Raw genomic sequence first — 24,689 nt, 5'->3', positions numbered from 1 at the left:
TATGTTAACAGGTAAGCAAAAAAGATTTTTACGTAGTCAAGCGCATCACCTTTCACCAATATTCCAAGTAGGTAAGGGTGGCGTTAATGATGCAATGACAAAGCAAATAAGTGAAGCTTTAGAAGTGCGTGAATTGATCAAGATCAGTATCTTACAAAACTGTGAGGATGAAAAGCAAGAAGTTGCAGAAGCTCTTGCAAAAGGTGCTAGAGCAGAGCTTGTTCAGTTAATTGGTTTAACGGTAGTTCTTTATAAGCCTTCTAAAAACAATAAACGAATTGAGCTTCCTAAAGCGAGTAAGGCATGAAAAAAAAAGTAGGGATATTGGGAGGAACATTTAATCCTCCACATATTGGCCATCTAATCATTGCTAACGAAGTGTTTCATGCACTGGGTTTACATGAAGTGAGACTAATGCCAAATGCAATTCCCCCTCATAAGTCAAAAGATATACGCATTACTTCTGAACAACGCTTAAAAATGCTAGAAATTGCTATTACTGATATAGCTTATCTGGCTATAGAAGAAATAGAGCTTATTCGAGGTGGAACCTCTTATACATTTGACACTATGAAAATTTTAGCAGAACGGGAAGCAAATACTGATTTCTATTTCATCATTGGTGGGGACCAGGTAGAATATTTACCAAAATGGCATCGTATAGACGAGCTATTAAAAATAGTTCAACTTGTTGGTGTTGCAAGACCAAGCACCTCTATAGCGACTGCATATCCTATTACTACAATAGATATACCCCAAATCGATATATCTTCTACTGTCATACGAAAACGTTTGGAGAACGGAGAAACAACGAGGTTTCTTCTCCCGGATAACGTAAGAGATTACATTGAAAAGGAGAAGCTTTATGAGATTTGAACACATTCTAGAGCAAATGAAAAATCGTATGCCGGAGCGACGTTATATCCATACAAGAGGTGTTGCAGAAACTGCTATTGAACTAGCGGATAAATACGGAGCAGATACAAAAAAAGCAGAAATTGCCGGGATTTTACATGACAGTGTGAAATATGCCGAAAAAGAGTGGTTGAAAAGTATAATCATATCTGAAAACATGGATGCAAAATTATTAGAATTTCACCATGAATTATGGCATGCTCCGGTAGGAAGCTACGTTGCGAAAAAAGAATTTAATATCGATGATGAGGACATACTAAATGCCATAAAATTTCATACCACTGGCAGAGCTGGAATGTCTGATTTAGAGAAGATAATTTATATTTCCGATATGATAGAACCTAGTCGTAATTTTCCAGGAGTAGAGGATTTACGAAAAATAGCGAATATAGACCTAGAAGAGGGCATGCTAAGTTGTGTGCAGCATAGTATGGCATTTCTAATAAAAAAAAGACAGCCGGTTTTTCCGGATTCATTTCATTGTTATAATGACTTGATACAAAAGAGAGGAAAAGTGAAAGAATGACTTCAAACAAAACATTAGTCGAGATTGCTTATAAAGCTGCCGATGATAAAAGAGCAGAGGATATTGTTATATTAAATATGCAAGGGGTATCATTACTTGCTGATTATTTTCTTATTTGCCACGCAAACTCTGATCGTCAAGTTCAAGCGATTGCAAAGGAACTTTTTGACCAAGCGAGCAAAGAAGGATACAACGTTAAACGCATGGAAGGCTTTGATGAAGCACGTTGGGTATTAGTGGATATGGGCGATGTAGTAGCTCACGTATTTCATAAGGATGAGCGTTCTTATTACAACTTAGAGCGCCTATGGGGAGATGCTCCTATGATCGAAGTAGGGCAAGATGCTTAATGTCAACTTATGATCAGTTTGCCTTTATCTACGATTCGTTGATGTCAGATATACCATATGACAAGTACGCCGAATGGGTGCAGGATAAAGCACCAGTTTCGGAAAATAAACGACTAGTGGATATAGGCTGCGGCACAGGAGTACTAAGTGTAAAGTTTGCAAAAGCTGGCTATGAGGTTATCGGCATTGATTTATCTGAATCAATGCTGACTGTAGCCCAAAACAGAAGCCTTGAGGAAAACGTTAACATTTCTTTTTTGTGCCAATCTATGGCTGAAATAGATGGGATAAACGATGCAGATATAGCAGTAATAGCTATAGATTCTATCAACTATCTAGAGACCTTAGAAGAGACAGAACAGACCTTTGCTCGAGTGTATGATTGTTTAAATGATGGAGGTCAATTGTTTTTTGATATCCACTCATTATTTAAAATGGATAATATATTCCTAGAAGGACCTTTTACTTACGAGGATGATCAAGTGGCATATATTTGGCATACAGAGCAAGGCGAGGAAGCTCATTCTATCTATCATGATATAACCTTTTTTGTATGTGGAAAATCTGGCTACTATGAGCGATTTGAGGAATCTCATTATCAGCGCAGCCACCCTTTAGAAATATATTTCGACTTACTCCAAAAGAGTGGGTTTTCTAACGTCTCTGTTTCAACCTCTATTTTTGGCGAGCAGTCAGAGGATGAAGTAGAGCGGTATTTTATTCATGCAATAAAATAATACTTTTCAAAAAGAGGTAAATTTGGTATATTTTGTATAACTCCATATAATTTACCTCTTTTCGAAAGAGGATGATTGCATTGAATTCCAAATTTAAATTGATACACATTAAGAAATTTCTGCTCCCAATTATAGTTTTAACCTTTCTCCTGTTTGTTTTAATCCAAAAGCAATTTAACTCAGCAAACCCCTCCGCTGAGGAAATTCAACCTTCCCTATTAACTAAATCTAAATTCCCTGAAGAAGAAACAACTGAATACGAAGAGAATACCACTATTTTTGTCGAGATTAAGGGCGCTGTTTCAAGGCCTGGAGTCTATGAGCTAGAAGTTGGTGACCGTGTTTTAGAAGCTATCTCACTTGCTGGAGGCTATAAGCCAGAAAGTGATAGTAAAATGATTAATCACGCTCAAAAAGTGGAGGATGAAATGATTATTTATGTTCCTGAGTTAGGTGAAGTAATGGAAGACTCATTTAACATCACCTCATCCAATTCTTCTGACCAATTAGTTAATATTAACAAAGCAGATGTACAAAGTTTAACTACTCTCCCAGGAGTTGGCCCATCTAAGGCTGCAGCTATTATTACCTATAGAGAGGAGAGTGGGGGCTTTAAGGTAAAAGAAGACTTGTTAAAGGTGACAGGAATAGGTCAGAAGACTTTTGAGAAAATAGAACCCCATATCAAAGTGAATTAAATGACCATATTGAAGTTTAGCCACTAAAGCACTAAACTTAAAGAAGTACTAGTATGGGAGGTATTTATATGGAGCGAATCACTTGGGACCAATTTTTCATGGCACAAAGCCATTTACTTGCTTTAAGAAGTACATGTACTCGGTTAGCAGTTGGAGCAACGATTGTTCGAGATAGACGTATTATGGCTGGAGGCTATAACGGTTCAATCTCTGGTGGAGAACATTGTATTGATCATGGATGTTATGTGGTGGACAATCATTGCGTAAGAACAGTACACGCTGAAATGAATGCATTATTACAATGTGCAAAATATGGTATTACTGTAGGTGGCGCAGATTTATATGTTACTCATTTTCCATGTTTGCCATGTACAAAATCGATTATTCAAGCAGGCATTTCAAGATTATATTATGCACAAGACTATAAAAACAACGACTATGCGATTGAATTACTTAACAAAGCAGGAGTAGATGTTATTCATGTTCCTTTTGATGAACGCAAAATTGATTTTTTGAGTGATGAAAAGGTAAAACTTTATATGGAGCTAATTGTAAAGCTTAAGGAGAAGGGCGCAAGTGAAGAAGAATTATTGCCATATGAAAGGAAGGTGGCTGAATTATTTGGATTGGAGCAATCCGAGGCAATGTAATATATTTTGCAATGTCGATTTTACTGGCCACTATAGCTGCTTTTGAATCGACATGGCTATTGTTCTTTTTTGTAATCCTATTTTGCTGGTTTCTTTATAAGCAAATTCCTATTCTTTTATCTGCTAGTATAATAGCTATTGGGATTTGTACATTTTTCTTTGTAAAACTAGATAATCCTGAAAATATAGCTAAAAACGATGTAAACACTATCACATGGACAGATAATTATCGTATTAATGGTGGCTTTATAAGAGGTTTTGCAGCTTCTGATTCCGGTCAAAAGTGGTATGTACAGCTTAAAATATCAGATGAGCAGGACAAGGTTTTTTTCTCAAACTATTCTCTAACTGGATGGGAGCTTCAAGTCAAGGCTAACTCACCGTTGGATCACCCCCTAGCTCATCGATATGCGTTTGACATGGAATCCTATATAAAAAGCCATGGAGCGGTTGGTCAATTAAATATTGATGAATACGAGCTGCTAAGTAAAAAATATAGTTTTCGAGTTTATATGGCTGAGCAACGATATAGGATTAAACAGCATATTCAAAGGACCTTTCCTAATTCTCTTCAAGCTGAGGCTGAGGCTCTACTAATTGGCAGTAGAGAAAGTATGCCACTTGAACTTCAAGATGCCTATCAAACATTAGGAATAACTCATTTATTTGCTATCTCAGGCCTCCATGTAGCATTAGTTGTGCTGCTTCTTCATGAAGTGTTAATACGTCTTGGAGTACGAAGAAAAACAGCTAATTGGTTATTAATCATTGTTTTACCGCTTTATGGGCTTATTGCTGGTGGAGCGCCTTCAGTGTGGAGGGCGGTATCTGTCACAGAAATTCTATTAATAAGCGGTCTTTTCAAAAGAAAGATTGTCATTTCTGACGCATTTTCTTATAGCTTTATTGGTTTTCTTCTTCATTCTCCATGGATAATTTATCAAGTAGGATTCCAGCTTTCCTACTTAGCTGCTTTTTCTTTAATATTTTCCGCGAGCCTGTTAAAACTAGGGCGCTCTTATATAACTCAATCATTTATCTTAACAGCTGTTTGTCAGCTTATAGTTTATCCTATTTTAATATATCAATTCAACGAAATTTCTCTATCCTCTTTTATAGCCAATCTTTTGTTTGTCCCTCTATTTTCATTTATTGTACTTCCTATCAATATTCTTTTACTTTTAATCACCTTTCTTTCTCCATCTATATGTAATCTTGTTTTTTTATTCTACGAACCAATTCGCTTATTACTGGACGATTTTATCCTCTATATAGGATCGTTTCCATATCAGGTTTGGAATCCTATTCAACCGAAAGTTTGGTATGTAGTAATAGTATATGTGAGTGTCATTACCTTTTTTATTCTATTGGAAAAAAAGAAATCTATAAAGAATGGCTTGCTCATTCTTTTTACCCCAATCATTGTATTGCAACTAGCGCCATATTTAGATTCTTCGACTCGAATTACCTTTTTAAATGTAGGACAAGGAGATTCTATTGTTATTGAAATGCCTTATAGAGAAGCAGTCATTATGATAGATACTGGAGGTGTGCTTAGATTCGACCAAGAGGCTTGGAAAGAGTCTAATAACAAGTACGAGGTTGGAAGACAAGTTGTTGTTCCCTTTTTAAAGGGAAGAGGGATAAGGAAAATTGATACAATGGTGTTATCACATGCAGATGCAGATCATATGGAGGGCGCCGAGGAGGTACTTCAAGAAGTTAAAGTTGGAGAAATACACATTACACCTGGCTCCTATGAAAAAGCTATTATGCATGATTTAAGAGAGGAAATAAACTTAAAGCAAATACCTGTCATAGAAAAATTTACAGGTGAGAGAATTGAATCTTCTTACTATAACCTATCTTATTTATATCCGATGGATAACAAATATGAAGGAAATAATGATTCATTAGTTTTATCGATGAGTAACGATTATTTTAAAGGGCTTTTTATTGGAGATTTAGAAAAAGAGGGAGAAATAGCATTAAGTTCTGCTTATCCTGACATCCTCCAGGATCAGACTGTACTTAAGTTAGGACATCATGGTAGTAAAACATCTAGCACGCATATTTTTTTGGAAGTGGCTAATCCTCATTTGGCAGTTATTTCAGCAGGCTTTAACAATAGATATGGGCATCCTCATTCTGAAGTTTTGGAACGATTGTATGCTTTAAAAATTCCATTTTTGCAGACCGGTATAGATGGAGCTATAGAGATAATTATATCAAAAGAGGGAGAAGTAACTATTTCTACTCATTAAAATTTAAAAGAAAAAAGGGTTTTGTCTGTGAAAGACAAAACCCTTCTCGTGTATTATCGAGAAACAAACTCGATAACTACTGCAATAATAAACATAATGGCAAAAAATCCAAAGGAGACTACAAAACCTACGCCAGAGTCGATTGCGTCATTACGTTTCGACTGTACATTTTGTTCAAATTCATTCATTGTTAACCCTCCTATTTCCACATAATTATAAAGGATAGTGCTCAAAAAATCTACACACAAACTTTCTTATTTCCTTTTAATTATATAATGTCACAAAGTTTTCACCATATTTACGCTATAATATATATATCTAAAAGTAGTAAGGAGCACCAACATGATTTCAGAAAAGTGGATGGAAATTTCAAAAGGAAATATTTCAAATGTATATTTATTATACGGAACAGAAGCATATTTCATAGAAGAAACTATAAAAAAATTGAAATATAAACTTGAGGATGAGGGAGAGCCAGAGATTATCTACTTTGATTTAGAGGAAAGCAATGTAGAGCAGGTTTTATACGAGGCAGATACACTTCCTTTTTTCTCAGATAAAAAGTTAATTATCGCGAAAAATACATTCTTCTTAAAAGCTACCGAAAAGGGAAAAGAGAAAATCATTCATGATACGGCATTGCTGGAGAACTGGCTAAAAAATCCTTCTCCCTCCGCTATAGTAGTTTTTGTAGCACCGTATGAGAAGCTGGATGAACGGAAGAAAATCACAAAGGCGATGAAGCAGGCTTCCAATGTCATAGAGGCAATGAGTTTACAGAATCATGATTTAAAAAGCTGGGTATTACATGAAGCTTCAAATGAAGGGAAAAGTATATCAGAGGAAGCGATAAACCGTTTAATTGAAAATGGAGGAACAAATTTAGTTCACTTAAAAACGGAAATCTCTAAAATTGCCACTTATATTGGCGAGGAACAAGAAATCGATGAGGAAACTGTTAAGTCATTACTGGTTCGTACCCTTGAAGAGGATGTTTTTACACTGGGGAATGCTTATTTAGCAGGCCGAAAAAGTGAAGCAATTGAGATTTATCATGACTTATTGAAGCGAAAAGAAGACCCTTTAAAGTTAAATGCGCTTATAGCTACTCAGGTGAGATTAATGATACAAGTAAGCCATTTGAAGAAAAAAGGCTATCATGCCCAACAAATTGCCACTCAAATGAAGGTACATCCATATCGTGTGAAGCTATTGTTCGATAATCCATTGCTTCATCAAGAGGAGAAGCTGATTCGCACATTAAATGATTTAGCTACTGTCGATCTTCAGTTGAAAACTTTAAGTACAAATAGAGATCGTATTTTAGAATTGTTTTTATTGAAGTAGTAGAATTAGTCTGGTTTTGGCCTGCTCCAAACGCTAATCTTAATTTTTAGCAGTGCAATTACATTTATATGTCATCTAATTCTCTAGATTATAGATTTTTGAAATCAAACTAATTGTCGAATAATAAATATAAAAAAGCAAAAAATAAAGACTGACCGAGTTTGAATTCGGATCAGTCTTTTTTTATTACGCTTTTTTCATTAATTGAGCTTTCTTACGAGAAGCTGCGTTTTTATGAATTAAACCTTTAGAAGCTGCTTTTTCAACTTGTTGAATTGCAGTTTTAATAAGTTCTTTTGCGTTTTCATCGTTATTAAGTGCAGCAGTGTCAGCTTTTTTTACAGCAGTACGCATAGCTGATTTTGCTTTTGCATTTTGAGCGTTTAAAGTCTCGTTTTTCTTAACACGCTTGATTGCAGATTTAATGTTTGGCATACCTTTCACCTCCTAATAAGGTCTGAGATGATACATTTTTTTGTTGGTAACAGTTTATACAACAAGCATTATTTTAACAAACGAAAAAACAAATTGCAATATATAAATGCAAAGAATATTTACTTGACACTTTGAACAAACTATTTTAGAGGTGATTATAATGTGGGGAAGAACAGATTTAATCGATGAATCGGAAGAAATGGTGAAACACCGTACAGAAAGTCAGAAAGCTAAATTAGACAATTCAGAAGGTATTAAATTTGATGAGGGTCGCAATGGAGCGGTACTTATTACTTCCATTGAAGTGAACGAAGAAGGTGAAAAACAGATTGGTAAGAAACAAGGGAAGTATATTACCTTGACTGATCTGACCCTTAGTCCACACGATGAGAAGAGTTTTGAAAACATGGCGAGGACTTTCATTGATCATCTTCGAGATATGCATAAAGAGTTTAGTTTAACAGATGAATCCAAAATATTAATAATTGGACTTGGAAATGCGACAGTTACACCCGATGCTATTGGACCAAAAGCAATTGAATACCTACAAAATTCTTCTTTGACTAATAATGAAAAAGTGAAAGTTGTTATGTATGCTCCAGGTGTAACTGGTCAAACCGGTTTTGAGACAAGCGATTTTGTCAGTGCCATAAGCGAAGCATTTAAGCCTGATCTTATTCTTGTGATGGATGCTTTAGCTGCAAGAAATAGCGAACGTCTTTGTAAGACTATACAAATTACAAATACAGGTATACACCCTGGTTCTGGTGTAGGAAACCAGCGCAAGGAAATATCAAAGGAAGTTTATGGTGTTCCTGTTACAGCAATTGGAGTACCAATGGTTGTAGACGGTCCAGTGTTATATGCAGATGCAGTTGAGCAAGTCATTCATCACGTGGCAGCACGCGTGGAGGAGAAGGGAAAACCTTCTTCTGCCCTATCTGTTACTCCAATGGTTTCAAATAAGAAAAACATCGATAAAAAAGTGCTTGAGCCTATTTTTGGAGAATGGGTTGGTTGGTCTACTGAAGAGAAAAGACAATTATTTGAGGAAGTTTTTGTTGGAAAAAATCCTTCTTTATTTGTTACACCAAAAGAAACTGATTTATGGGTAGAACAGTATGCATATATGCTTTCCACAGGCATTGAAACATGGATTACAAGTAAATAGGTCGTTCTAAAATTCCTTCTCTTCTCATACGATTGTGTGAGGAGAGTGGAACCTATGACTAATACCTTAAAGAAGCTGACTAGCATTTTATTACTCTTATTTTTAGCCCCTATCATCATTGCAATAATCCAAACACCTCTTATGACCGAAACGACAACGGAAAAAGTAACTGAAAAGAAAAAAGAGGAAATACCTGTTGTATATGCAGCGCAAATTGAAACACCCCCTGTTACTCAGACACAAACGGTAGCAGAAATTTTGCCACCTCGAAAAGCTTTCGTCTATTTTACACATTGGCAAGAAGCATTTAAACCAATATTAGCTGCCAGTGGAGAAAAGATCGAGATATATCATCAAGAAAAGAATATTACTAACTTTCAAGAACAAATTACGGCTCAATTTGCTTTTCATCAAGTAGAAACAGAATTCCTTTCACTTGAAAATCCATCTGAAACTAAAAACTATAATTCTGTAAGACCTTTTGTGAAAGATGCATTATCCCAAAGTAACTATGATATTATTTTAGATATTCATAGAGACTCTGCAAAGGCTGCAACCACTACTTTACAGGTGGGAGAAGAGAGCTATGCCAAGCTTATGTTTGTCGTTGGAGGAGAACATGAAAATTATAAATGGAATCTCCAGCTAGCAAATAAGTTAACAGAAGAGCTAAATACATTGGTTCCGGGAATTGCTAGGAAAGTAACTGTTAAAGTCGGTGATGGTGTAGATGGAGTATATAATCAGGATCTCAATAAAAACTCTGCGCTCATTGAGCTTGGTGGAATAGACAGTACAGAAGTGGAGTTAAATAGGTCAATTGCTATATTAGCGAAAGCTATTTCAAATATTCTTAATGAACAAGTAGTATCTTAGCGTAGTGGAATTGCTTAGCTATATTTAAAAGTTGAAAGGGCTAATGAGGCACCAGTTTGAAATTCATCCCATAATGGATCTTAAGAAAAACATATAGATAAAAGTATGCCGTGAACTCAAGTGTTCTCGGTATTTTTTTATGGAAAATAAATGTGTCGCTTTTGATGTAGTTTTTTGCATTATGAAGTAATCAATTTAGAATTAGCAAACTAATTATTCGATAGGTTGCGTTAATAGCTTAAACTTAATAGATTTTGCTGAATACAATAAATATAGGGATGCTTTTACGCTAGCTATATTAACAGATGGTTGTAAATCGCAAGCCTATCTATCCTTTTAAAAAAAGGTGATTACAAACTTAAAGTGAATTGAGGTGAATAAAATATGGTGGTATCACTTGAAGAACTGATAAAACGCTCCATTAATCGGATGGGAGCTGTTCATCCTTCTCTAAAGGAATATACAATTGAGCTAATAAAACGTTGTTACAGTGAAGGTATCCATATACAAATATCCTCTGGATTTCGTTCCAAAGAAGACCAAGCATATATTTATGGTCAAGGAAGACCGAACTTCATTTGGAATGGCAAAAATTACGGCTCAAAGGGTAGTATAATCTCCAATGCTGCCCCAGGGACGTCCATTCACAATTATGGACTGGCTATTGATTATTTTTTAGTTACTGATGACGGAAACAAATCAATATGGACAGTTAATGAGAATTGGAAACGTGTTGCAGAAATCGCAAAGTCTATGGGCTTTGAATGGGGTGGAGATTGGACAAGCTTTAAGGATTACTCGCATTTGCAATATAACAAAGGTTTATCCATTGCTCAATTGAAGGCCGGGCAAAGGCCTATCTTTCTTTTGATTAAGGTAGATGATAAGGAAGTTACAGACACTGCTAAAATCATGTGGGGTAAAACTGAGCTTAAAAAAGGTCAAATAGGTAAGCTCACAATTCTGAAGCCCATTAATCTGTGGACAGAAAAAGAGGGAAAGCTAGTAGAGGTCCGAATTTTAAATCCAGGAGAGGAATATCGGGTTTATAATTATCGAGAGTTACATGGGGGTCAATATAATGTCGGGGATAACCATTGGGTAACAAAAATGGATGGATATATTAAATATGAAACACCATCCAAGGCAGTTCTAGAACAATTAAATGGGAAATGATAATAGCCTCGCTCACTTAACGTGGGTGGGGTCTCTTAGTTTCATAATTCTATATTTACATTAACAACCACGAAGAAATGGTATTTATGTTATTTGGGAAGAGAATCTTTTTTTGGATGCTATAGTGAAAAGAATTCGAGAGAGTATGTCTATCTCAACCTAAGGCATTAATAACAAATTTAAATAAGTTCTACCATAGAGGTACGCTATTCTCTTATATTTGCGTTTTATGGAGTTATAAAAAATAAGTTGATAGAATGGTCCAACTAATTTTTATGATCTTGTAATGATTTAAAAATGGCTTTAAATAGAGTCGTATAATTGTTATTTTCTATTTAGATTTTGGTCTATGTTAGGTGCATCGGTATAGAGTAAAAGAGGCAGTTCAAATAAACATGTCTTAAGTAACCCTAAAAAATAATGCAGAGGAAGGGTAAGTCGAGATCACTCGCGGTTGATTATGTCTTAACTGTTCGCTCCTTCCAGTAAAGTCAGCGCTTGTCACTACAATCTACCAAGTGACAAATGTTCGTATTTTAATGATAAAGTGCTGTTTATGAAATTTAACTTTAAAATATTTCATTTATTTATTCTTAATATGTAGGTAAGTTGTCCTAAACAAATCAAGCTGCTATCGAATAAACTGCTTAAGGACTAAAGATACTAAGAAAGTCACTAGAAAGGTTGATAATACAAAATTATGAAAACCATTATTTTTATAGGTAGTAATAAATCGGGTTCAAGTAGGGAGGCAATAAAAGCTGCTGAGAGGCTAGGTTTTTTTACTATATTGTTAACAGATAGGGAATTGCAATTTAAAAACAGGCCTGATTTTCCCGATGTTCATCAATTGGTCTTTGTTGAATTGACCAATTATAATTTGTTAAAGGAAAATATAAAAGCAATACAATCACAAGGGAAAAGAATAGAAGCTATATTGAGTTTTATTGATCCTTACGTCCATGTAGCGGCTCAACTCTCAAAAGAATTTGAATTGACTGCTGTGCCCCCGGAACCTTTAGCGAAAATGGAGGATAAGCTTTTAACACGTGAACTATTAAAAGATCTTCCTGTCTCCCCCTATTTTGCAAGGATTGTAAAAGATGACTCTTTAGAAGACTTTATCGATAGACAAAAAGAGTCATTTCCTCTCATTGTAAAAACACCCATATCATCTGGTTCTAAAGATGTTTTATTTGTCAAAGATGAATAAGAATTAGTTCTCTCCATTAATAATCTATTTAAAAAAGGAAGTAATGAAGTATTATTAGAGGAATATTTAGATGGACCTCAATATTTGATTGAAGCTTGTGTTTACAATGGTGAAGTTCATATCATTGCAGTCCTTGAACAAGAAATTTCTTTCTTAGAACGTTTTATTGTTACTGGTTATTCTTTGTTAGGGGAAATGGATGAAGCCTTTTATAACGATATATATAAAACTGTGTGTTTGATTTTAGAGCGTTTTGAAATGGATAATGGATCTTGTCATTTAGAAATGCGATTAATTAATAATGAATGGAAATTAATTGAAATAAATCCTCGTATTTCTGGTGGCGCAATGAATAGAATAATTGACTAGCATATGGAATTAATTTGGTTGAAGAGACAATAAAAATATTTTTAGGACAAGAGCCTAACTTCGAAAAAAAATACAGCAGGTTTGTGTATGCTCAGTATTTAACGAGTCATTCTACAGGGAAATTAATAAAGGTCACAGGAAAAAATCGCAGTTCCCGGCTACCGGGAGTAGAGGAAGTTTTTATAAAGCCTAAAAAAGGGAAAATACTCCATCCACCTCTATCCATGGGCGATCGCTATGGTTATGTATTGGCTTCTTCAGACAATAAAGAGGAAGCAATGAGCATTGCGAAAGAGGCCGCAAAAGAAATTCGTTTTTATATTGAACCAGTATAACTTTTGGAGTGAATAATAATGATTAGTAACGGAGAAACAAACTCATATGAGGGCGAATCAACCAGTAACATTAAATCCATATTGAAAACAGTCTACGAAATGCAAGTCAAGGCAAAATTACCAATCTTTAAAGGTATACTTCACGATACCATTCCAATTGTTTTTAATTCTTCTGACGCTACTGAACCTTATTTTGCTTACGGTATAACCTCAACTTGTCAAACCTCATTTAGAACTTGCTTTTTCCGTATTGAAGACCTAGTCCACTCGATTGTCCACTTATCATTATTATATCCAATTGATATAGAAGGAAATTATACTGACACTATACGCATGCCATATGGTTTAGAAAAAACGCAAATTAATGTGATTGTATCCGTTCAAGATTTTTGCAGTATCCAGTGCATCAATCCGAATCTAATTAATCGTCAAAGTATAATAATTGGAGATAAATGGTGATAAGTAAAATAAATTTTTTATAATAATTATCAGTGATATTTTGTAAAAGGAGTTGAGAAAGACATCATGACTTTAATCGGTATGATGCATCATAGAGCGGAACCAGAGAAAGTAAAGAAGGCATACGCCTATTCGGTTGTAGCTAAAGCAGAAGGGGTGGAGTTTTTTTACTTTACACCAGGGAAAGTGGATATAAAAAACCAAAAAATAATGGGTAAATATTATGAAAATGGTATGTGGATTGAAAAGGAATACCCTTTTCCAGACGTTATTTATAATGCGAGTTATCCTTTAAGTAAAAAAGCAGAGAGAATAGTCGACTATTTATCTGAAAGCATCCCATTTACAAGTCATTCAATTGGAAGTAAATTAAGTGTCTATAAAAGGGTGACGAAAGGTGAGGAATTTAAACAATACCTGATTCCTACACTCGAACTAACAAGTGTCAAAGATTTACTAGATATGATTAATTTATATTCAAAGATTATTATGAAACCTACTTCTGGACACCAAGGCGAGAGTGTTCTCTTTATTGAAAAAGAAGAGGATGAATTCAAAATTAATGACGCGGGCAAAATCTCAATATATACGAAAGAAGAGTTGCTAGACTTTGTATCACATAAAATCCAAGAACAAGAATATATAGTTCAGAGGTTTATATCATGCCAGATAAAATCAGGCCATGTATACGACTTACGTTTGCATGTTCAAAAAAATGGAGAAGGCAAATGGGTCATAACATCGATATACCCCCGTATTGGACCATTAGGAAGTATTACATCAAATTTAGGTAGTGGCGGTTATACTGCTTATCTGGACCGTTTTTTGCAAAAAGAGTTTAATGATGACTGGTTTAATATTAAAAGAGAACTTGAGCATTTTTCGTTAAGCTTTTCTAACCATTTTGATGCATTATACGATGGTTCTCCACTCGATGAATTAGGAATCGATGTTGGAATCGATGAAAACCAAAGACTATGGTTATTTGAAGTAAATTGGCGACCAGGAATTCCAATAATATTTAATAGTGAATTAGACGTAGCAAGAAATACGATTCATTACGCCAAGTATTTAGCTCTTAATAAAAAGAAATATTTTTGAATAGAGGTTTAGAGAAGTCAAGCTGCCTGTATTTTTTGAAAAGCACATTTATTATAAGACTGTGTACAACATTGAAGAACTACACTAGCTAAAAGAAGACAGTTAGGCTTAAGAAAGTGATTTTAAAAGAAAAGGGGATAACTAGAGTCTTAAAAATACATTTTTAAAAACAAAATTAAAGCTTCTCTTCAACTAAAATGTGCTTAGTTGAAGAAGAGTTTTAAAAATAATAATCATTTTAAAACTGTATTTTGAATACCCCAAAAAGAACATTTGTATAATATAATCTCGAAGTGCATTTATTTTTGTTGTTAACACATGATCGAAAATTTCAGTGAGTTAACCTAATGATTGAAAAAGTTAGTTATCCTAATTCTAATAAAATACTTACTCATTCCTGTACATTCGCCCCTGTTATATATATTTTTGTTGCCCAATATAGCCTCAATTATGCTTATTAAAGAATGTAATTTTCCATAGAATGAAATTCCTCCATTCTTTCAAAACATTGAAATATAAGGGTTTTAAGCTTGTTGTTGTTGTAATATACATTCTTTTCATAGTATAATTCATAATAGTTTAATTAGGAGTGAACATGCATGAATAATGAAGAAAGATTGGCACGACAGAAAAAAATCCGTAATTTCTCGATTATCGCCCATATAGACCATGGGAAGTCGACACTTGCGGACCGTATTTTAGAAAAAACGAAAACATTAACATCTCGTGAAATGAAAGACCAATTGCTTGACTCTATGGATCTTGAAAGAGAACGAGGAATTACGATCAAATTAAATGCAGTACAGCTTAAATACTTGGCAAAAGATGGGGAAGAATATATTTTCCACTTAATTGATACTCCTGGACATGTCGATTTTACATATGAGGTATCTCGAAGCTTAGCAGCCTGTGAGGGTGCTATATTGGTTGTCGATGCTGCACAAGGTATTGAAGCTCAAACATTGGCAAACGTATATCTAGCTCTTGATAATGATTTAGAAATTTTACCAGTTATCAATAAAATAGATTTGCCCGCTGCTGATCCAGAACGTGTGAAAAAGGAAGTTGAAGAGGTAATTGGTTTAGATGCTTCTGAAGCTGTGCATGCATCAGCAAAAGCTGGAATTGGTATAGAAGAGATTTTAGAGCAAATTGTGGAGAAGGTTCCTGCACCAACAGGTGACCCGGAAGCCCCACTACAAGCACTAATTTTTGATTCTCTTTATGACCCTTACCGTGGTGTAATTGTCTATATCCGAATCATGCAAGGAACAGTTAAACCGGGAGACCGCATTAAAATGATGTCATCTGGCAAGGAATTCGATGTGGTTGAGACTGGAGTATTCACACCAAGAACGACACAACGTGATGAACTGACAGTAGGGGATGTTGGCTTCTTAACAGCTTCTATGAAGGATGTCGGTGATTCAAGTGTTGGGGATACCATTACTTTAGCGGATAATCCAGCTACAGAGGCATTAGCTGGCTATCGAAAAATGAACCCGATGGTATTCTGTGGATTATACCCAATTGATAATTCAAAGTATAATGACCTTCGTGATGCTTTAGAAAAGCTACAGCTGAATGACTCTGCATTAGAATTCGAACCAGAATCCTCTCAAGCTTTAGGATTTGGTTATCGTTGTGGTTTCTTAGGACTATTACACATGGAAATTATTCAAGAGCGTATTGAAAGAGAGTTCAAAATTGACCTTATTACTACAGCACCAAGTGTTATCTATAACGTAAAACTAACTAGCGGTGATACACTTAAAGTAGATAATCCTTCTATGATGCCAGATGTTCAAAAGGTTGACTCCATCGAGGAGCCTTATGTAAAAGCTTCTATTATGGTTCCAGAAGATTACGTAGGATCAGTTATGGAGCTTTGCCAACGTAAACGTGGTAACTTTATTACAATGGACTTTCTATCATCTGCACGTGTAAATATTATTTATGAAATTCCACTTTCAGAAATAGTGTATGATTTCTTTGATTCGTTAAAATCTAGCACTAAAGGATATGCTTCCTTTGACTATGAGCTTATCGGCTACAAGGAATCTAAGCTTCAAAAGATGGATATTTTATTGAACGGCGAAAAAGTAGATGCATTAAGCTTTATTGTTCATAAAGATTTTGCATACGAGCGAGGAAAGCTTATTGTAGAAAAGCTGAAAGCCTTAATCCCAAGACAGCAGTTTGAAGTACCTGTTCAAGCAGCAGTGGGACAGAAAATTATAGCTCGTTCTACTATCAAATCTATGGGTAAAAATGTTTTAGCTAAATGTTACGGCGGAGATATTTCTCGTAAGCGTAAGCTACTTGAAAAACAAAAAGAAGGTAAAAAGCGTATGAAACAAGTTGGATCTGTGGAAGTACCGCAGGAAGCCTTTATGGCAGTTCTGAAAATGGATGAGCCAAATAAATAAGTAATGCCTAGCACTAACGACATTTTAATATTTTAAATAAATAGCATTTGCCACCGCCTTGCCACCGTAATACGGTTTGGGTGGCAAGCTATTTAACATCATTCATAATACGCTCGAAAATATCTACTGTTTGATTTTTCATCTTTTCAGTTAGATGTGAATACGTGTCTATGGTGATGGAAGATCTACTATGTCCAAGTCTTGCTTGTATGTCTTTTAATGGAGCGCCCTGTTCCAAAAGCAACGTAGAGTGTGTATGTCTGAGTGAGTGGAAGTTGAAATCGATTTCTAACTTAACTCTGATATTGCGACCACTCCATTTGCAACTTGCTGGGGTCACAGGCTCACCGTTTTCTTTTGTGCATACAAATTCACTTGGATGATAAAACTCGCCGTATTTAAGCTTATTTTGCTTTTGGCGCGTGCGATGTTTTTTAAGAGTGTTTGTTAAAGTATCCCCAATGCTGATTGTTCGGTAGGACGAACTTGTTTTTGGTGTACTGAATACCCATTTTTGATCTTTGCAGATTACAATTTTTTCGACTTTGATTGTTTGATTTACCAGATCAACACAATCCCATGTCAAACCGCAAACTTCACTTACACGCATTCCAGTGTTAAGTCCAATGTGAAATGGAATGTAAAAAGTGTTTTCTTCAGTAAGATAATTATTTATCTTTTTAATTGATTCCATGGAGAGTATCTTCAAATCGCTCTCTGTGGTTTTTTTTCGTTCATAACTTGGAATTTTGACGTATTGCATAGGGTTTTCATTTATTAGCTTATATGGATATACAGCCTGTTTAATTGCATTATTCAATACTGTGTGGAATACAGTAAGTGTTTTTCTTGATAATCCTTCTCGCTTTTTATCGTTAAAAAACTTCTGGAGAATATCAGGTTTTAAAGATTTTAGCTTATACTTTCCAAAAGCAGGATTGATGTGATTGTTAATTATTCCTTTATAATTCTCTTGTGTATTATATTTCAAGTTCACCATTACATATTCATTAAACCAAAAATTCATATAATCCTGTACTGTTTTTTCAGATGGTTCGTAAATGGAACCAGCATTCTCATACTCTGTTATTGCTCTTCTTAAAACTTGTTCTGCTTCAGCTTTACTGGAAGCCCCCGTAGCTTTTCTTTCTATTTTCTTTCGTTTACCATCAACTAACCCTAAATCAAAGTAGTAGTACCATGAACCACTTCTTTTACGTACTCCACCTTTCATATCATTCACTCCTTCAAATTTTGCTACAAATAAACTACAATTAATAGTTAAAAGAAAAGAGCAGCAGATGAGCTACTCTTTCAAATTTAATTGCTACCGGTAGGAATCAATCTAATTCAACTATATATACAACTACTTTTCCATGAAGCTTAAGATTTTGGGATTCTGAGTATTTCACGATGTAATCAACAAATCGTGTATCATATGAATCCGGTCTAAAAATAAAGCGTTCATTTTCTTTGTCATTAAAGAAGCGTTTTACAGAGTATTCATTTTCATTACTGAAAACTACTATGTCATTGTCTTTTAATGAACAAAGCTCAATTTCTTTGACTGCTATTAATGAGTTATTAGGTATGATTCTGTTCATTGAATCTCCGTTTGTTCTCATTAAGAAGATCTCGTTAGATCCAGCCCATTTTCCCATTAAAGAATCTGGTACAGAAATTGTTTCAACTTCTTTTTCAGAAATGCTGGCAATATCCATTGGAAGTCCAGCTGCAACAGTAACAGGAAGATATTTATAAGTTGTTAAGAAGTGTTCTACTTTATTTTCTTCCCAACCCATTAGGTAAGCAGGTGATACATTTAATGCTTTAGCTAAAGGCTCTAACACATCATATGGCATATTCTCAATCTCATCGCTCTCATATCTATATATGGTTGCTCTGTTTTTGCCTACCATTTCACCTAACTTATCTACTGACATCTTCAGTTGCTTTCTTCTTGTTTTAATTCTCTCGCCTACAGACATTTTATTTCACCCCTTGAATTAATATTACACTTGTTGTCGCATATATGCAACACTTTTAGATAAAATATTTAAATATTTTTTAATTTATGCGATTTATTTCCTTGACTTGTAACTATTTCTATTATAATATGAAAATACATCGCACGATATGCGACAAAATGAAAAGAAAGTTGGTGAAGGAATTTATGAATATTAACAAGCTTAGAGGCAAAATTGTTGAGAAGGAGTTGAACATTAGCAAGCTAGCAAAAAGGTTGGAGATTGATAGAAGTACACTTTATCGCAAATTAAATAACGAAGGAGAAACTTTAACTGTCAAAGAAGCTAACCTTATTTGTTCCGTATTAGGTTTAACTGCCGATGAAGCTATGTCTATTTTTTTTAAAGATTATGTCGCATGATTTGCGAATAAAAGGCGGTGGAAGCGATGAACAAGTTACATGATGTCGCAGAGGTAGCGAAAATTCTCAAATGTAACAAAAATTTTGTTTACAGCTTAATAAAAAGTGGGCAACTCCAAGGTTTAAAACTTGGAAGGATGAAAGTGTCTTCCACAGAACTGGAATCATTCATCCTTCGAAACACAGGAAAAGATATTACTGATCCGTATAACATCAAAGAATTGGAGAGTTTTCAATGAAAGTATTTGGAGAAGTTATTAAAAAAGCACGGAATGTGAGGGGTTTAACATTAAGAGAATTAGCAGAAAAAGCTGGGATATCTCATCCTTATTTATCTCAATTAGAGAATAGTAAAAATAATAACCCATCACCACAAATAGTATTTAATTTGTCAAAAATTTTAGAAATCCCGTTGGAAGAAATAATGACTGTTTCAGATTTTACAGATGAAATGATTTATGAGTTACGCACTTACAATGATTTCCCTAAAGAGCTAATAGAAGAAAACAAACGTTTAAATGAAGCACTTGAATTATATATACAGATGGAAAATTATTTTTTCCGTGGGATTGGCAAATGTTACTTGAATGAGAATTTAAGAGTTTTAAGAAAATCGAAGGATATTACACTTACTGACTTAGCTGACAGCTTAGAAGTTACTCAAGGATTTTTATCACATGTGGAAACCGGTAAGAGGGGTATGTCCAATAAAATGATATCAGTTTTCTCTGACTTTTATGGTGTTTCTATTAGTGAATTGCTTTTCAAGGATCTTAGGGAGGATGAACGAGAGTTAAGAATACAAGAACTCGAAAGAGAATTAGCTTCGTTAAAAGGGTTGGATTAAATGACAACCACAGGCAACATCGTAATGGTCGCGATGTTCATTGTATGTGTCGCAGGATGGGTTGCTTATAACTGGTATTTGTTGGGGAAGTCGGAGTAGGTCAATTAAAAATGGGGAGGGAAACAATAAATGAACAATATTAAAGGGATGTCGGAAAAGACAAGAACATTATTTGAACAGTTTATTAGTGAAGTACAAAAGGAAAGTTTTGCAGAGGGTTATGAAGCTGGTAAATCTTCTATAGAAAGTGTGGAAGAAAAAACACCTAACCAACAACGTGCGGAATTGATTGAGAAGGCTAAAAAGTTTATAGAGGAATGTAAAAAAGATAGCACTTGGGGTGGACGAGTATATTTTGTCCCAATGGCCAACGGTGGTCAATGGATTTGTGATGTGAGGTTTGAAGTTAATGCAAGCAAACGAACAATAGTAGCGCTACTATTTTGGAAACCTCGTCATTATAAAAAAGGTGTATTGAAAGCTAAAGGAATCGCTAAATGTATGCCTGGCGATGTATTCAACGAACACATCGGACAAGCTATCGCACTAGCAAAAGCATTACAGATTGATATTCCAGTAGAGTTTTTGAAGGCTATTCAACCGAGTGAGGTTGTGGTGGGAATGAAAGTGGAAGTGAAGGGTGTTTATCATCCATATGTGAGTACTATTTTACGGGAAGGCGCTGCAATTAATGGAGATGAAAATACGATAGACTTTATCGAAAGAAATCCTGACAGGGTAATTCGAATCGTCAACGACACAAACGCACAATACGAGGTTTCCACATGAACGGTTACGTATGGGAAGTCACAATGATAAACGGTGAAAAAATTCGAGTGGCATCAGAAGGAAAAATGATAGATGAAGCGTTACAAAACTTCCGTCACATCCATGGGTATCAAAATGAAATTTTCAAAATCAAATACCTCATGAAATTAGGTGAAGTACATGCCTGAAAATCCAATCCTTAGCAGTGGTCATCCACAGATTGATATGTACGAGCCAATTGTCATCAGCGATTGCACCAATATCAAATGTAACGAGGAAATTTACTCTCGTGAAGGTATCGAGTATAACGGTGAATTTTACTGCAGCACTCATTGTGTGGGAGAACATTTGGTAAATGAAGGACAAGCCATTGACATGAGCGTGGGGCATAGAGAGGAGTGAAGGAATGAGTAATTCAAAAGTAATGGTAACCAAGGAAGTTGCAGAGGCAATCGAGGAATTAATAAACGGAAGGAATGGCTTCAGACTAAATCCATTTGGCATTATAAAACACTTAGATAACGTGGTTGCTTACGGAGATTATCCGAAACTACGAGTTTTAAACGAATACTATAGCGATTCGAACTATAAATCCAATCGGCACCCTAACGTATTGTTGAGAGCGTTAGTCAACGGCTACGAAGTCGAAAAGTCGCCGGAGGAAAAGGTACGCGAATATTACGAATCTTACGGAGGTTCACCTGGCGCTATGGAACGGAAGGCAGGCGTCCAAGATACTCTTGACCTACTAGGAATCAAAATCAAAGGAGTGAACAGCTAATGCCAACCATATCAGCAAGCTCATTAATGAATGAGAGATTGCTAACTTACCTGTACACACAGTCCAACAAAACAGACAGGGAAATAGCTGAGTTCTTCAATGTGGACAGAACATTTGTTACTAAGGTTAGGGCGGAGTTCGGAGTTGATGCTCGGATCACCACTGGTTATATCGGCGAACAAAAAGCAATCAAGAAATTACGTTCCAAAGGTTTTCGAGTGAAGGACATGAACGCAAGGGACAAGTTAAGTCCGTTTGATTTACTGGTCAATGGAAGAGTCAAGATTGAAGTTAAATCAGCCAAAAGAGTAGGCAATAGATTCAGCTTCGCACTCTCGGAACAGGCAAGTCGGAATTGTAAGGAAAGTGATGAACGAATTGTATTGACCACAGGAAGAACGAAGAAGTTGTTTTCTAAAACATGTGATTACTTCATATTCGTGTGCATCGGGGATGTGGAGGACGTTTATTATATCATTCCTTCTCATGCGCTGGAAGATGATATTCCCACATTAAACATTCGTGTAGGTACTTTGAAGTTTGAACGGTTTAAGAATAATTGGGAGTTACTTAGAAAGGGCTGAGAATAAATGTTAGTACGTGATTTAATTACCAGCTTACTAGAGTTTGATTTAGATGCTGAAGTTGAAGTGATTGTTGATACAAATGAAGGCCAGGACAACTGTGACTTTGATTTAGAAGAAATACCAACTATGACTGTTCAAAAATATGTACAGTTAATCGCTAAACCAGATGGACAAGTCCTTGTGGATGAAGAAAATTATCAGTCTTTGAAAGATGAAAAGTCGGACTTAGAGAACAAGGTTGCTGATTTGGAAAACGCTATGGAAGAGATGGAACGACAAATTTATGAATTGGAAGAACAAAAATAACCAGATAGAGGAGGGCTAAGATGCTTTATACAATAGCTTGTAAGAAATGCAAATCAACGTTTTGGGGAAAGGCGACTTACTGTGGCGAATGTGACCCTAAAAGAAAAAATAATCCTTTCAGGCTAATAAAAAAATAACCCACTTACTTATTGGCGTAAGTAAAATGGGCGGATTTAAAACATTACCTAACACTATTATACCATCAAGGATGTGAAAATATACATGAATTTGTTCAATTTAACAAAAGATGAGTTGCAACTTCTTCAGATGTTAGAAGAAGGTCAAGATATAAGCGATACACTCGAAGCTGTACAAGAGCTTTCAACGGACGAACTTGAAGGTTATGCAAAAGTAATCAAAGCATTAGAAGGAAATGTTGCAGTAATCCAGTTAGAAATAAAACGACTACAAGCTTTACAAACTACACAACAAAATGGTGTAAAACGAATGAGAGAAGCTGTTACCCAATACATGCGAGATACAGGAAAACAAAAAGTAGAAGGCCAATTATTCAAGTTTTCTATTGGAAAAGGTAAGCCTTCTGTAGAAGTGTTGAATGATTCGGAAATACCGAAGAAATATTTTAAAAATCCCTCACCAGTATTAAATAAAGAAGCCATCATGGAAGAATTAAAACTAGGTCATGAAATACCAGGCGTTCAGTTGAAGCAAGGCGAGTCATTACGAATTAGATAAGGAGGAAATGAAATGACACAAGAATTTTCGTTTGAAACACAAAGTGCTACTGATATACAAGGTAAAAGCGGTACGTACTTATTATATTCGCCACCAGGTATGGGTAAGACATCAACTATTAAATACCTTCCTGGTCGTACTTTAGTTCTGGATATTGACCGGACAAGCCACGTTCTAAAAGGTTGCGAGAACATTGACATCATCTATGTAGATAACGTGAACACATGGGAGTTTTGGGAAAAGCTTCTGATTCATATACAAAAGAATTTGAAAGGCAAATACGACAATATTGTAGTCGATAATGTATCAGAACTCGAAAGATGTTTGCTTTCAGATTTAGGCAGCAAAGGTAAAAACAAAGGCGTTCCAGCTCAAGGTGATTACCAGTACATGCAGTTCCGAATCGTTAACAGTCTTCGTTGGATGAAGGGTTTAGGAATGCGAGTAATATTCACCGCTTGGGAGACAACAGATTTATTCACGGATGCTAATAGCCAACAATTCAACCGCGCCTATCCACAGATTAATCAAAAAATACTGAACAACGTTCTTGGACTTTGTGATGTAGTTGGACGACTGATGGTAAATAGCGAAGGTGGAAGAGGATATGTATTAACTGCTTCCAACAGTGTGTATGCCAAAAATCAATTAGATGATCGTAAAGGTTGCTTGCAAAACGAATTAATTCTTAATGAAGAAAACCAAATGGAAGAAACTAAAAATACGAATGTAAATGGAGGAAATGAGAATGTTTAAAATCAATCATGAAGAAGCTGGCAAAGGGTTCCAACCAATTGAAAAAGGTGATTACGAGGTAACTGTTATTAATTTTGAAGCAAAAAAAGCTAAGAGTGGTAACAATGTAATTTCCGTTGACTATGAAATTCGTTCTGACGTTCAACAACCTAGCCAAGGTCAAAAAATATTGTACGACAACTTTGTAATTGTTGATACAGCAATGTGGAAGATACAGTCCATTTCTAAAGCAGTCGCTTTCCCTAATGGAAAAGAATTTGAGTCTTACACTCAGTGGGCAAATGAGCTACTTAATAAAACATTACTTGTCACTGTGGATCATCGTAAAAGCGAGAACGGAAAAATCTATCCTGAAGTGAAAGCTTACAAGGAATCAAAAGCAGTTGCTCCTTCATCTGGACCAATAACAGTTAGTGATGATGAATTACCATTCTAAAAACATACAGGGGGCTTATTGCTCCCTTTCTTTATACAAAAATTAGATGGAAGGTAATGTTGGATAAAACAG

The 24,689-nt window shown here is 35.3% G+C and carries 30 protein-coding genes and 1 pseudogene; 27 read left to right on the top strand and 4 right to left on the bottom strand.

Features of this window, described 5'->3' with window-relative positions:
- Position 1 precedes the first annotated feature (1 nt).
- From yhbY to MHB55_RS12355, 8 genes are all read left to right on the top strand, one after another.
- Positions 2 to 307 (top strand): ribosome assembly RNA-binding protein YhbY, encoded by a 306-nt coding sequence (yhbY, locus tag MHB55_RS12390; RefSeq protein ID WP_144535817.1) that lies wholly within the window; start codon positions 2 to 4, stop codon positions 305 to 307.
- The gene (locus MHB55_RS12385; RefSeq protein ID WP_154310622.1) at positions 304 to 876 is read left to right on the top strand and encodes a nicotinate-nucleotide adenylyltransferase; all 573 of its coding nucleotides are present in this window, start codon (positions 304 to 306) and stop codon (positions 874 to 876) included. The genes yhbY and MHB55_RS12385 overlap by 4 nt, the downstream gene beginning before the upstream one ends.
- Complete coding sequence (yqeK, locus tag MHB55_RS12380; protein WP_144535821.1) at positions 866 to 1,441, top strand: bis(5'-nucleosyl)-tetraphosphatase (symmetrical) YqeK; 576 nt, start codon at positions 866 to 868, stop codon at positions 1,439 to 1,441. The genes MHB55_RS12385 and yqeK overlap by 11 nt, the downstream gene beginning before the upstream one ends.
- Positions 1,438 to 1,791, top strand: a complete 354-nt coding sequence (gene rsfS, locus MHB55_RS12375; protein WP_144535823.1) for a ribosome silencing factor — start codon at positions 1,438 to 1,440, stop codon at positions 1,789 to 1,791. The genes yqeK and rsfS overlap by 4 nt, the downstream gene beginning before the upstream one ends.
- Positions 1,791 to 2,528, top strand: coding sequence for a class I SAM-dependent DNA methyltransferase (locus tag MHB55_RS12370; protein ID WP_340863362.1), 738 nt, complete (start codon positions 1,791 to 1,793; stop codon positions 2,526 to 2,528). Before rsfS ends, MHB55_RS12370 begins: the two co-directional genes overlap by 1 nt.
- Before the next feature lie 80 nt (positions 2,529 to 2,608).
- Positions 2,609 to 3,226, top strand: a complete 618-nt coding sequence (locus MHB55_RS12365) for a helix-hairpin-helix domain-containing protein (RefSeq protein WP_340863361.1) — start codon at positions 2,609 to 2,611, stop codon at positions 3,224 to 3,226.
- 68 nt (positions 3,227 to 3,294) lie between these two features.
- The gene (locus tag MHB55_RS12360; RefSeq protein ID WP_340863360.1) at positions 3,295 to 3,876 is read left to right on the top strand and encodes a ComE operon protein 2; all 582 of its coding nucleotides are present in this window, start codon (positions 3,295 to 3,297) and stop codon (positions 3,874 to 3,876) included.
- A gap of 11 nt (positions 3,877 to 3,887) precedes the next feature.
- Positions 3,888 to 6,140 carry a DNA internalization-related competence protein ComEC/Rec2 gene (locus tag MHB55_RS12355; protein ID WP_340863359.1) on the top strand — a complete coding sequence of 751 codons (2,253 nt, stop codon included), beginning with the start codon at positions 3,888 to 3,890 and terminating at the stop codon, positions 6,138 to 6,140.
- Positions 6,141 to 6,193: 53 nt separating this feature from the next.
- Here the strand turns inward: MHB55_RS12355 and MHB55_RS12350 are convergent, their stop codons facing one another.
- Entirely contained in the window at positions 6,194 to 6,328 is a 135-nt protein-coding gene (locus MHB55_RS12350) for a YqzM family protein (RefSeq protein ID WP_144535833.1), read from the bottom strand.
- A 154-nt stretch (positions 6,329 to 6,482) separates the two neighbouring features.
- Between MHB55_RS12350 and holA the strand changes: the two genes are divergently transcribed.
- A complete protein-coding gene (holA, locus tag MHB55_RS12345) occupies positions 6,483 to 7,487 on the top strand; it encodes a DNA polymerase III subunit delta (RefSeq protein ID WP_340863358.1) in 1,005 nt (334 codons plus the stop codon).
- 186 nt (positions 7,488 to 7,673) lie between these two features.
- Here the strand turns inward: holA and rpsT are convergent, their stop codons facing one another.
- Complete coding sequence (gene rpsT / locus MHB55_RS12340) at positions 7,674 to 7,922, bottom strand: 30S ribosomal protein S20 (protein ID WP_144535837.1); 249 nt, start codon at positions 7,920 to 7,922, stop codon at positions 7,674 to 7,676.
- A gap of 160 nt (positions 7,923 to 8,082) precedes the next feature.
- On the opposite strand from rpsT, the gene gpr reads away from it, so the two are divergent.
- The 7 genes and pseudogenes from gpr to lepA all read left to right on the top strand — a co-directional run bounded on the left by gpr (position 8,083) and on the right by lepA (position 17,051).
- Positions 8,083 to 9,093, top strand: a complete 1,011-nt coding sequence (gene gpr, locus MHB55_RS12335; protein WP_340863357.1) for a GPR endopeptidase — start codon at positions 8,083 to 8,085, stop codon at positions 9,091 to 9,093.
- Between the two features lie 54 nt (positions 9,094 to 9,147).
- Positions 9,148 to 9,969 carry a stage II sporulation protein P gene (spoIIP, locus tag MHB55_RS12330; protein WP_151109393.1) on the top strand — a complete coding sequence of 274 codons (822 nt, stop codon included), beginning with the start codon at positions 9,148 to 9,150 and terminating at the stop codon, positions 9,967 to 9,969.
- Positions 9,970 to 10,353: 384 nt separating this feature from the next.
- A complete protein-coding gene (locus tag MHB55_RS12325; protein ID WP_340863356.1) occupies positions 10,354 to 11,145 on the top strand; it encodes a M15 family metallopeptidase in 792 nt (263 codons plus the stop codon).
- Positions 11,146 to 11,845: 700 nt separating this feature from the next.
- Positions 11,846 to 13,062 (top strand): annotated as a pseudogene (locus MHB55_RS12320) (ATP-grasp domain-containing protein).
- A gap of 18 nt (positions 13,063 to 13,080) precedes the next feature.
- Positions 13,081 to 13,521 (top strand): CotY/CotZ family spore coat protein, encoded by a 441-nt coding sequence (locus MHB55_RS12315; RefSeq protein ID WP_151109397.1) that lies wholly within the window; start codon positions 13,081 to 13,083, stop codon positions 13,519 to 13,521.
- Positions 13,522 to 13,587: 66 nt separating this feature from the next.
- The gene (locus MHB55_RS12310) at positions 13,588 to 14,622 is read left to right on the top strand and encodes a YheC/YheD family endospore coat-associated protein (RefSeq protein ID WP_151109399.1); all 1,035 of its coding nucleotides are present in this window, start codon (positions 13,588 to 13,590) and stop codon (positions 14,620 to 14,622) included.
- Positions 14,623 to 15,221: 599 nt separating this feature from the next.
- The gene (lepA, locus tag MHB55_RS12305; RefSeq protein WP_340863355.1) at positions 15,222 to 17,051 is read left to right on the top strand and encodes a translation elongation factor 4; all 1,830 of its coding nucleotides are present in this window, start codon (positions 15,222 to 15,224) and stop codon (positions 17,049 to 17,051) included.
- A gap of 88 nt (positions 17,052 to 17,139) precedes the next feature.
- On the opposite strand, the gene MHB55_RS12300 is transcribed toward lepA, so the two are convergent.
- Both MHB55_RS12300 and MHB55_RS12295 read right to left on the bottom strand, forming a co-directional pair.
- Positions 17,140 to 18,285: a tyrosine-type recombinase/integrase gene (locus MHB55_RS12300; RefSeq protein WP_340863354.1), complete on the bottom strand. Its 1,146-nt coding sequence runs from the start codon at positions 18,283 to 18,285 to the stop codon at positions 17,140 to 17,142.
- A gap of 106 nt (positions 18,286 to 18,391) precedes the next feature.
- A complete protein-coding gene (locus MHB55_RS12295) occupies positions 18,392 to 19,039 on the bottom strand; it encodes a LexA family protein (RefSeq protein ID WP_340863353.1) in 648 nt (215 codons plus the stop codon).
- A 185-nt stretch (positions 19,040 to 19,224) separates the two neighbouring features.
- On the opposite strand from MHB55_RS12295, the gene MHB55_RS12290 reads away from it, so the two are divergent.
- The 11 genes from MHB55_RS12290 (at position 19,225) to MHB55_RS12240 (ending at position 24,617) form a co-directional block, all read left to right on the top strand.
- Positions 19,225 to 19,440 carry a helix-turn-helix domain-containing protein gene (locus MHB55_RS12290; protein ID WP_340863351.1) on the top strand — a complete coding sequence of 72 codons (216 nt, stop codon included), beginning with the start codon at positions 19,225 to 19,227 and terminating at the stop codon, positions 19,438 to 19,440.
- Positions 19,441 to 19,466: 26 nt separating this feature from the next.
- Complete coding sequence (locus MHB55_RS12285) at positions 19,467 to 19,679, top strand: helix-turn-helix domain-containing protein (RefSeq protein ID WP_340863350.1); 213 nt, start codon at positions 19,467 to 19,469, stop codon at positions 19,677 to 19,679.
- Positions 19,676 to 20,287: a helix-turn-helix domain-containing protein gene (locus MHB55_RS12280; RefSeq protein ID WP_340863348.1), complete on the top strand. Its 612-nt coding sequence runs from the start codon at positions 19,676 to 19,678 to the stop codon at positions 20,285 to 20,287. The genes MHB55_RS12285 and MHB55_RS12280 overlap by 4 nt, the downstream gene beginning before the upstream one ends.
- 129 nt (positions 20,288 to 20,416) lie before the next feature.
- A complete protein-coding gene (locus tag MHB55_RS12275; protein WP_340863347.1) occupies positions 20,417 to 21,076 on the top strand; it encodes a hypothetical protein in 660 nt (219 codons plus the stop codon).
- Positions 21,073 to 21,243, top strand: coding sequence for a hypothetical protein (locus MHB55_RS12270; RefSeq protein ID WP_340863346.1), 171 nt, complete (start codon positions 21,073 to 21,075; stop codon positions 21,241 to 21,243). Before MHB55_RS12275 ends, MHB55_RS12270 begins: the two co-directional genes overlap by 4 nt.
- Positions 21,244 to 21,461: 218 nt before the next feature.
- Positions 21,462 to 21,836 (top strand): hypothetical protein, encoded by a 375-nt coding sequence (locus MHB55_RS12265; RefSeq protein ID WP_340863345.1) that lies wholly within the window; start codon positions 21,462 to 21,464, stop codon positions 21,834 to 21,836.
- The gene (locus MHB55_RS12260) at positions 21,836 to 22,420 is read left to right on the top strand and encodes a hypothetical protein (protein ID WP_340863344.1); all 585 of its coding nucleotides are present in this window, start codon (positions 21,836 to 21,838) and stop codon (positions 22,418 to 22,420) included. The genes MHB55_RS12265 and MHB55_RS12260 overlap by 1 nt, the downstream gene beginning before the upstream one ends.
- 6 nt (positions 22,421 to 22,426) lie before the next feature.
- Positions 22,427 to 22,729, top strand: a complete 303-nt coding sequence (locus tag MHB55_RS12255; protein WP_340863343.1) for a hypothetical protein — start codon at positions 22,427 to 22,429, stop codon at positions 22,727 to 22,729.
- Positions 22,730 to 22,951: 222 nt separating this feature from the next.
- Positions 22,952 to 23,425, top strand: a complete 474-nt coding sequence (locus tag MHB55_RS12250; protein WP_340863342.1) for a siphovirus Gp157 family protein — start codon at positions 22,952 to 22,954, stop codon at positions 23,423 to 23,425.
- 12 nt (positions 23,426 to 23,437) lie between these two features.
- The gene (locus MHB55_RS12245; protein WP_340863341.1) at positions 23,438 to 24,181 is read left to right on the top strand and encodes an AAA family ATPase; all 744 of its coding nucleotides are present in this window, start codon (positions 23,438 to 23,440) and stop codon (positions 24,179 to 24,181) included.
- A complete protein-coding gene (locus tag MHB55_RS12240; RefSeq protein WP_340863340.1) occupies positions 24,174 to 24,617 on the top strand; it encodes a DUF669 domain-containing protein in 444 nt (147 codons plus the stop codon). Before MHB55_RS12245 ends, MHB55_RS12240 begins: the two co-directional genes overlap by 8 nt.
- The last annotated feature ends 72 nt before the right edge of the window (positions 24,618 to 24,689 follow it).

This window comes from Psychrobacillus sp. FSL K6-1267, assembly GCF_038003265.1.
In the GTDB taxonomy this organism is placed as follows: Bacteria; Bacillota; Bacilli; order Bacillales_A; family Planococcaceae; genus Psychrobacillus; species Psychrobacillus faecigallinarum.
The sequence above is the reverse complement of the archived record's forward strand: the minus strand, read 5'-3'. Positions and strand labels throughout refer to the sequence as shown.

Excerpts from the sequence above, each read along its gene's own strand:
- yhbY (WP_144535817.1), top strand. The coding sequence starts at position 2 with ATGTTAACAGGTAAGCAAAAAAGATTTTTACGTAGTCAAGCGCATCAC.
- MHB55_RS12385 (WP_154310622.1), top strand. The coding sequence starts at position 304 with ATGAAAAAAAAAGTAGGGATATTGGGAGGAACATTTAATCCTCCACAT.
- yqeK (WP_144535821.1), top strand. The coding sequence starts at position 866 with ATGAGATTTGAACACATTCTAGAGCAAATGAAAAATCGTATGCCGGAG.
- rsfS (WP_144535823.1), top strand. The coding sequence starts at position 1,438 with ATGACTTCAAACAAAACATTAGTCGAGATTGCTTATAAAGCTGCCGAT.
- MHB55_RS12370 (WP_340863362.1), top strand. The coding sequence starts at position 1,791 with ATGTCAACTTATGATCAGTTTGCCTTTATCTACGATTCGTTGATGTCA.
- MHB55_RS12360 (WP_340863360.1), top strand. The coding sequence starts at position 3,295 with ATGGAGCGAATCACTTGGGACCAATTTTTCATGGCACAAAGCCATTTA.
- MHB55_RS12355 (WP_340863359.1), top strand. The coding sequence starts at position 3,888 with ATGTCGATTTTACTGGCCACTATAGCTGCTTTTGAATCGACATGGCTA.
- MHB55_RS12350 (WP_144535833.1), bottom strand. The coding sequence starts at position 6,328 with ATGAATGAATTTGAACAAAATGTACAGTCGAAACGTAATGACGCAATC.
- holA (WP_340863358.1), top strand. The coding sequence starts at position 6,483 with ATGATTTCAGAAAAGTGGATGGAAATTTCAAAAGGAAATATTTCAAAT.
- rpsT (WP_144535837.1), bottom strand. The coding sequence starts at position 7,922 with ATGCCAAACATTAAATCTGCAATCAAGCGTGTTAAGAAAAACGAGACT.
- gpr (WP_340863357.1), top strand. The coding sequence starts at position 8,083 with ATGTGGGGAAGAACAGATTTAATCGATGAATCGGAAGAAATGGTGAAA.
- spoIIP (WP_151109393.1), top strand. The coding sequence starts at position 9,148 with ATGACTAATACCTTAAAGAAGCTGACTAGCATTTTATTACTCTTATTT.
- MHB55_RS12325 (WP_340863356.1), top strand. The coding sequence starts at position 10,354 with ATGGTGGTATCACTTGAAGAACTGATAAAACGCTCCATTAATCGGATG.
- MHB55_RS12315 (WP_151109397.1), top strand. The coding sequence starts at position 13,081 with ATGATTAGTAACGGAGAAACAAACTCATATGAGGGCGAATCAACCAGT.
- MHB55_RS12310 (WP_151109399.1), top strand. The coding sequence starts at position 13,588 with ATGACTTTAATCGGTATGATGCATCATAGAGCGGAACCAGAGAAAGTA.
- lepA (WP_340863355.1), top strand. The coding sequence starts at position 15,222 with ATGAATAATGAAGAAAGATTGGCACGACAGAAAAAAATCCGTAATTTC.
- MHB55_RS12300 (WP_340863354.1), bottom strand. The coding sequence starts at position 18,285 with ATGAAAGGTGGAGTACGTAAAAGAAGTGGTTCATGGTACTACTACTTT.
- MHB55_RS12295 (WP_340863353.1), bottom strand. The coding sequence starts at position 19,039 with ATGTCTGTAGGCGAGAGAATTAAAACAAGAAGAAAGCAACTGAAGATG.
- MHB55_RS12290 (WP_340863351.1), top strand. The coding sequence starts at position 19,225 with ATGAATATTAACAAGCTTAGAGGCAAAATTGTTGAGAAGGAGTTGAAC.
- MHB55_RS12285 (WP_340863350.1), top strand. The coding sequence starts at position 19,467 with ATGAACAAGTTACATGATGTCGCAGAGGTAGCGAAAATTCTCAAATGT.
- MHB55_RS12280 (WP_340863348.1), top strand. The coding sequence starts at position 19,676 with ATGAAAGTATTTGGAGAAGTTATTAAAAAAGCACGGAATGTGAGGGGT.
- MHB55_RS12275 (WP_340863347.1), top strand. The coding sequence starts at position 20,417 with ATGAACAATATTAAAGGGATGTCGGAAAAGACAAGAACATTATTTGAA.
- MHB55_RS12270 (WP_340863346.1), top strand. The coding sequence starts at position 21,073 with ATGAACGGTTACGTATGGGAAGTCACAATGATAAACGGTGAAAAAATT.
- MHB55_RS12265 (WP_340863345.1), top strand. The coding sequence starts at position 21,462 with ATGAGTAATTCAAAAGTAATGGTAACCAAGGAAGTTGCAGAGGCAATC.
- MHB55_RS12260 (WP_340863344.1), top strand. The coding sequence starts at position 21,836 with ATGCCAACCATATCAGCAAGCTCATTAATGAATGAGAGATTGCTAACT.
- MHB55_RS12255 (WP_340863343.1), top strand. The coding sequence starts at position 22,427 with ATGTTAGTACGTGATTTAATTACCAGCTTACTAGAGTTTGATTTAGAT.
- MHB55_RS12250 (WP_340863342.1), top strand. The coding sequence starts at position 22,952 with ATGAATTTGTTCAATTTAACAAAAGATGAGTTGCAACTTCTTCAGATG.
- MHB55_RS12245 (WP_340863341.1), top strand. The coding sequence starts at position 23,438 with ATGACACAAGAATTTTCGTTTGAAACACAAAGTGCTACTGATATACAA.
- MHB55_RS12240 (WP_340863340.1), top strand. The coding sequence starts at position 24,174 with ATGTTTAAAATCAATCATGAAGAAGCTGGCAAAGGGTTCCAACCAATT.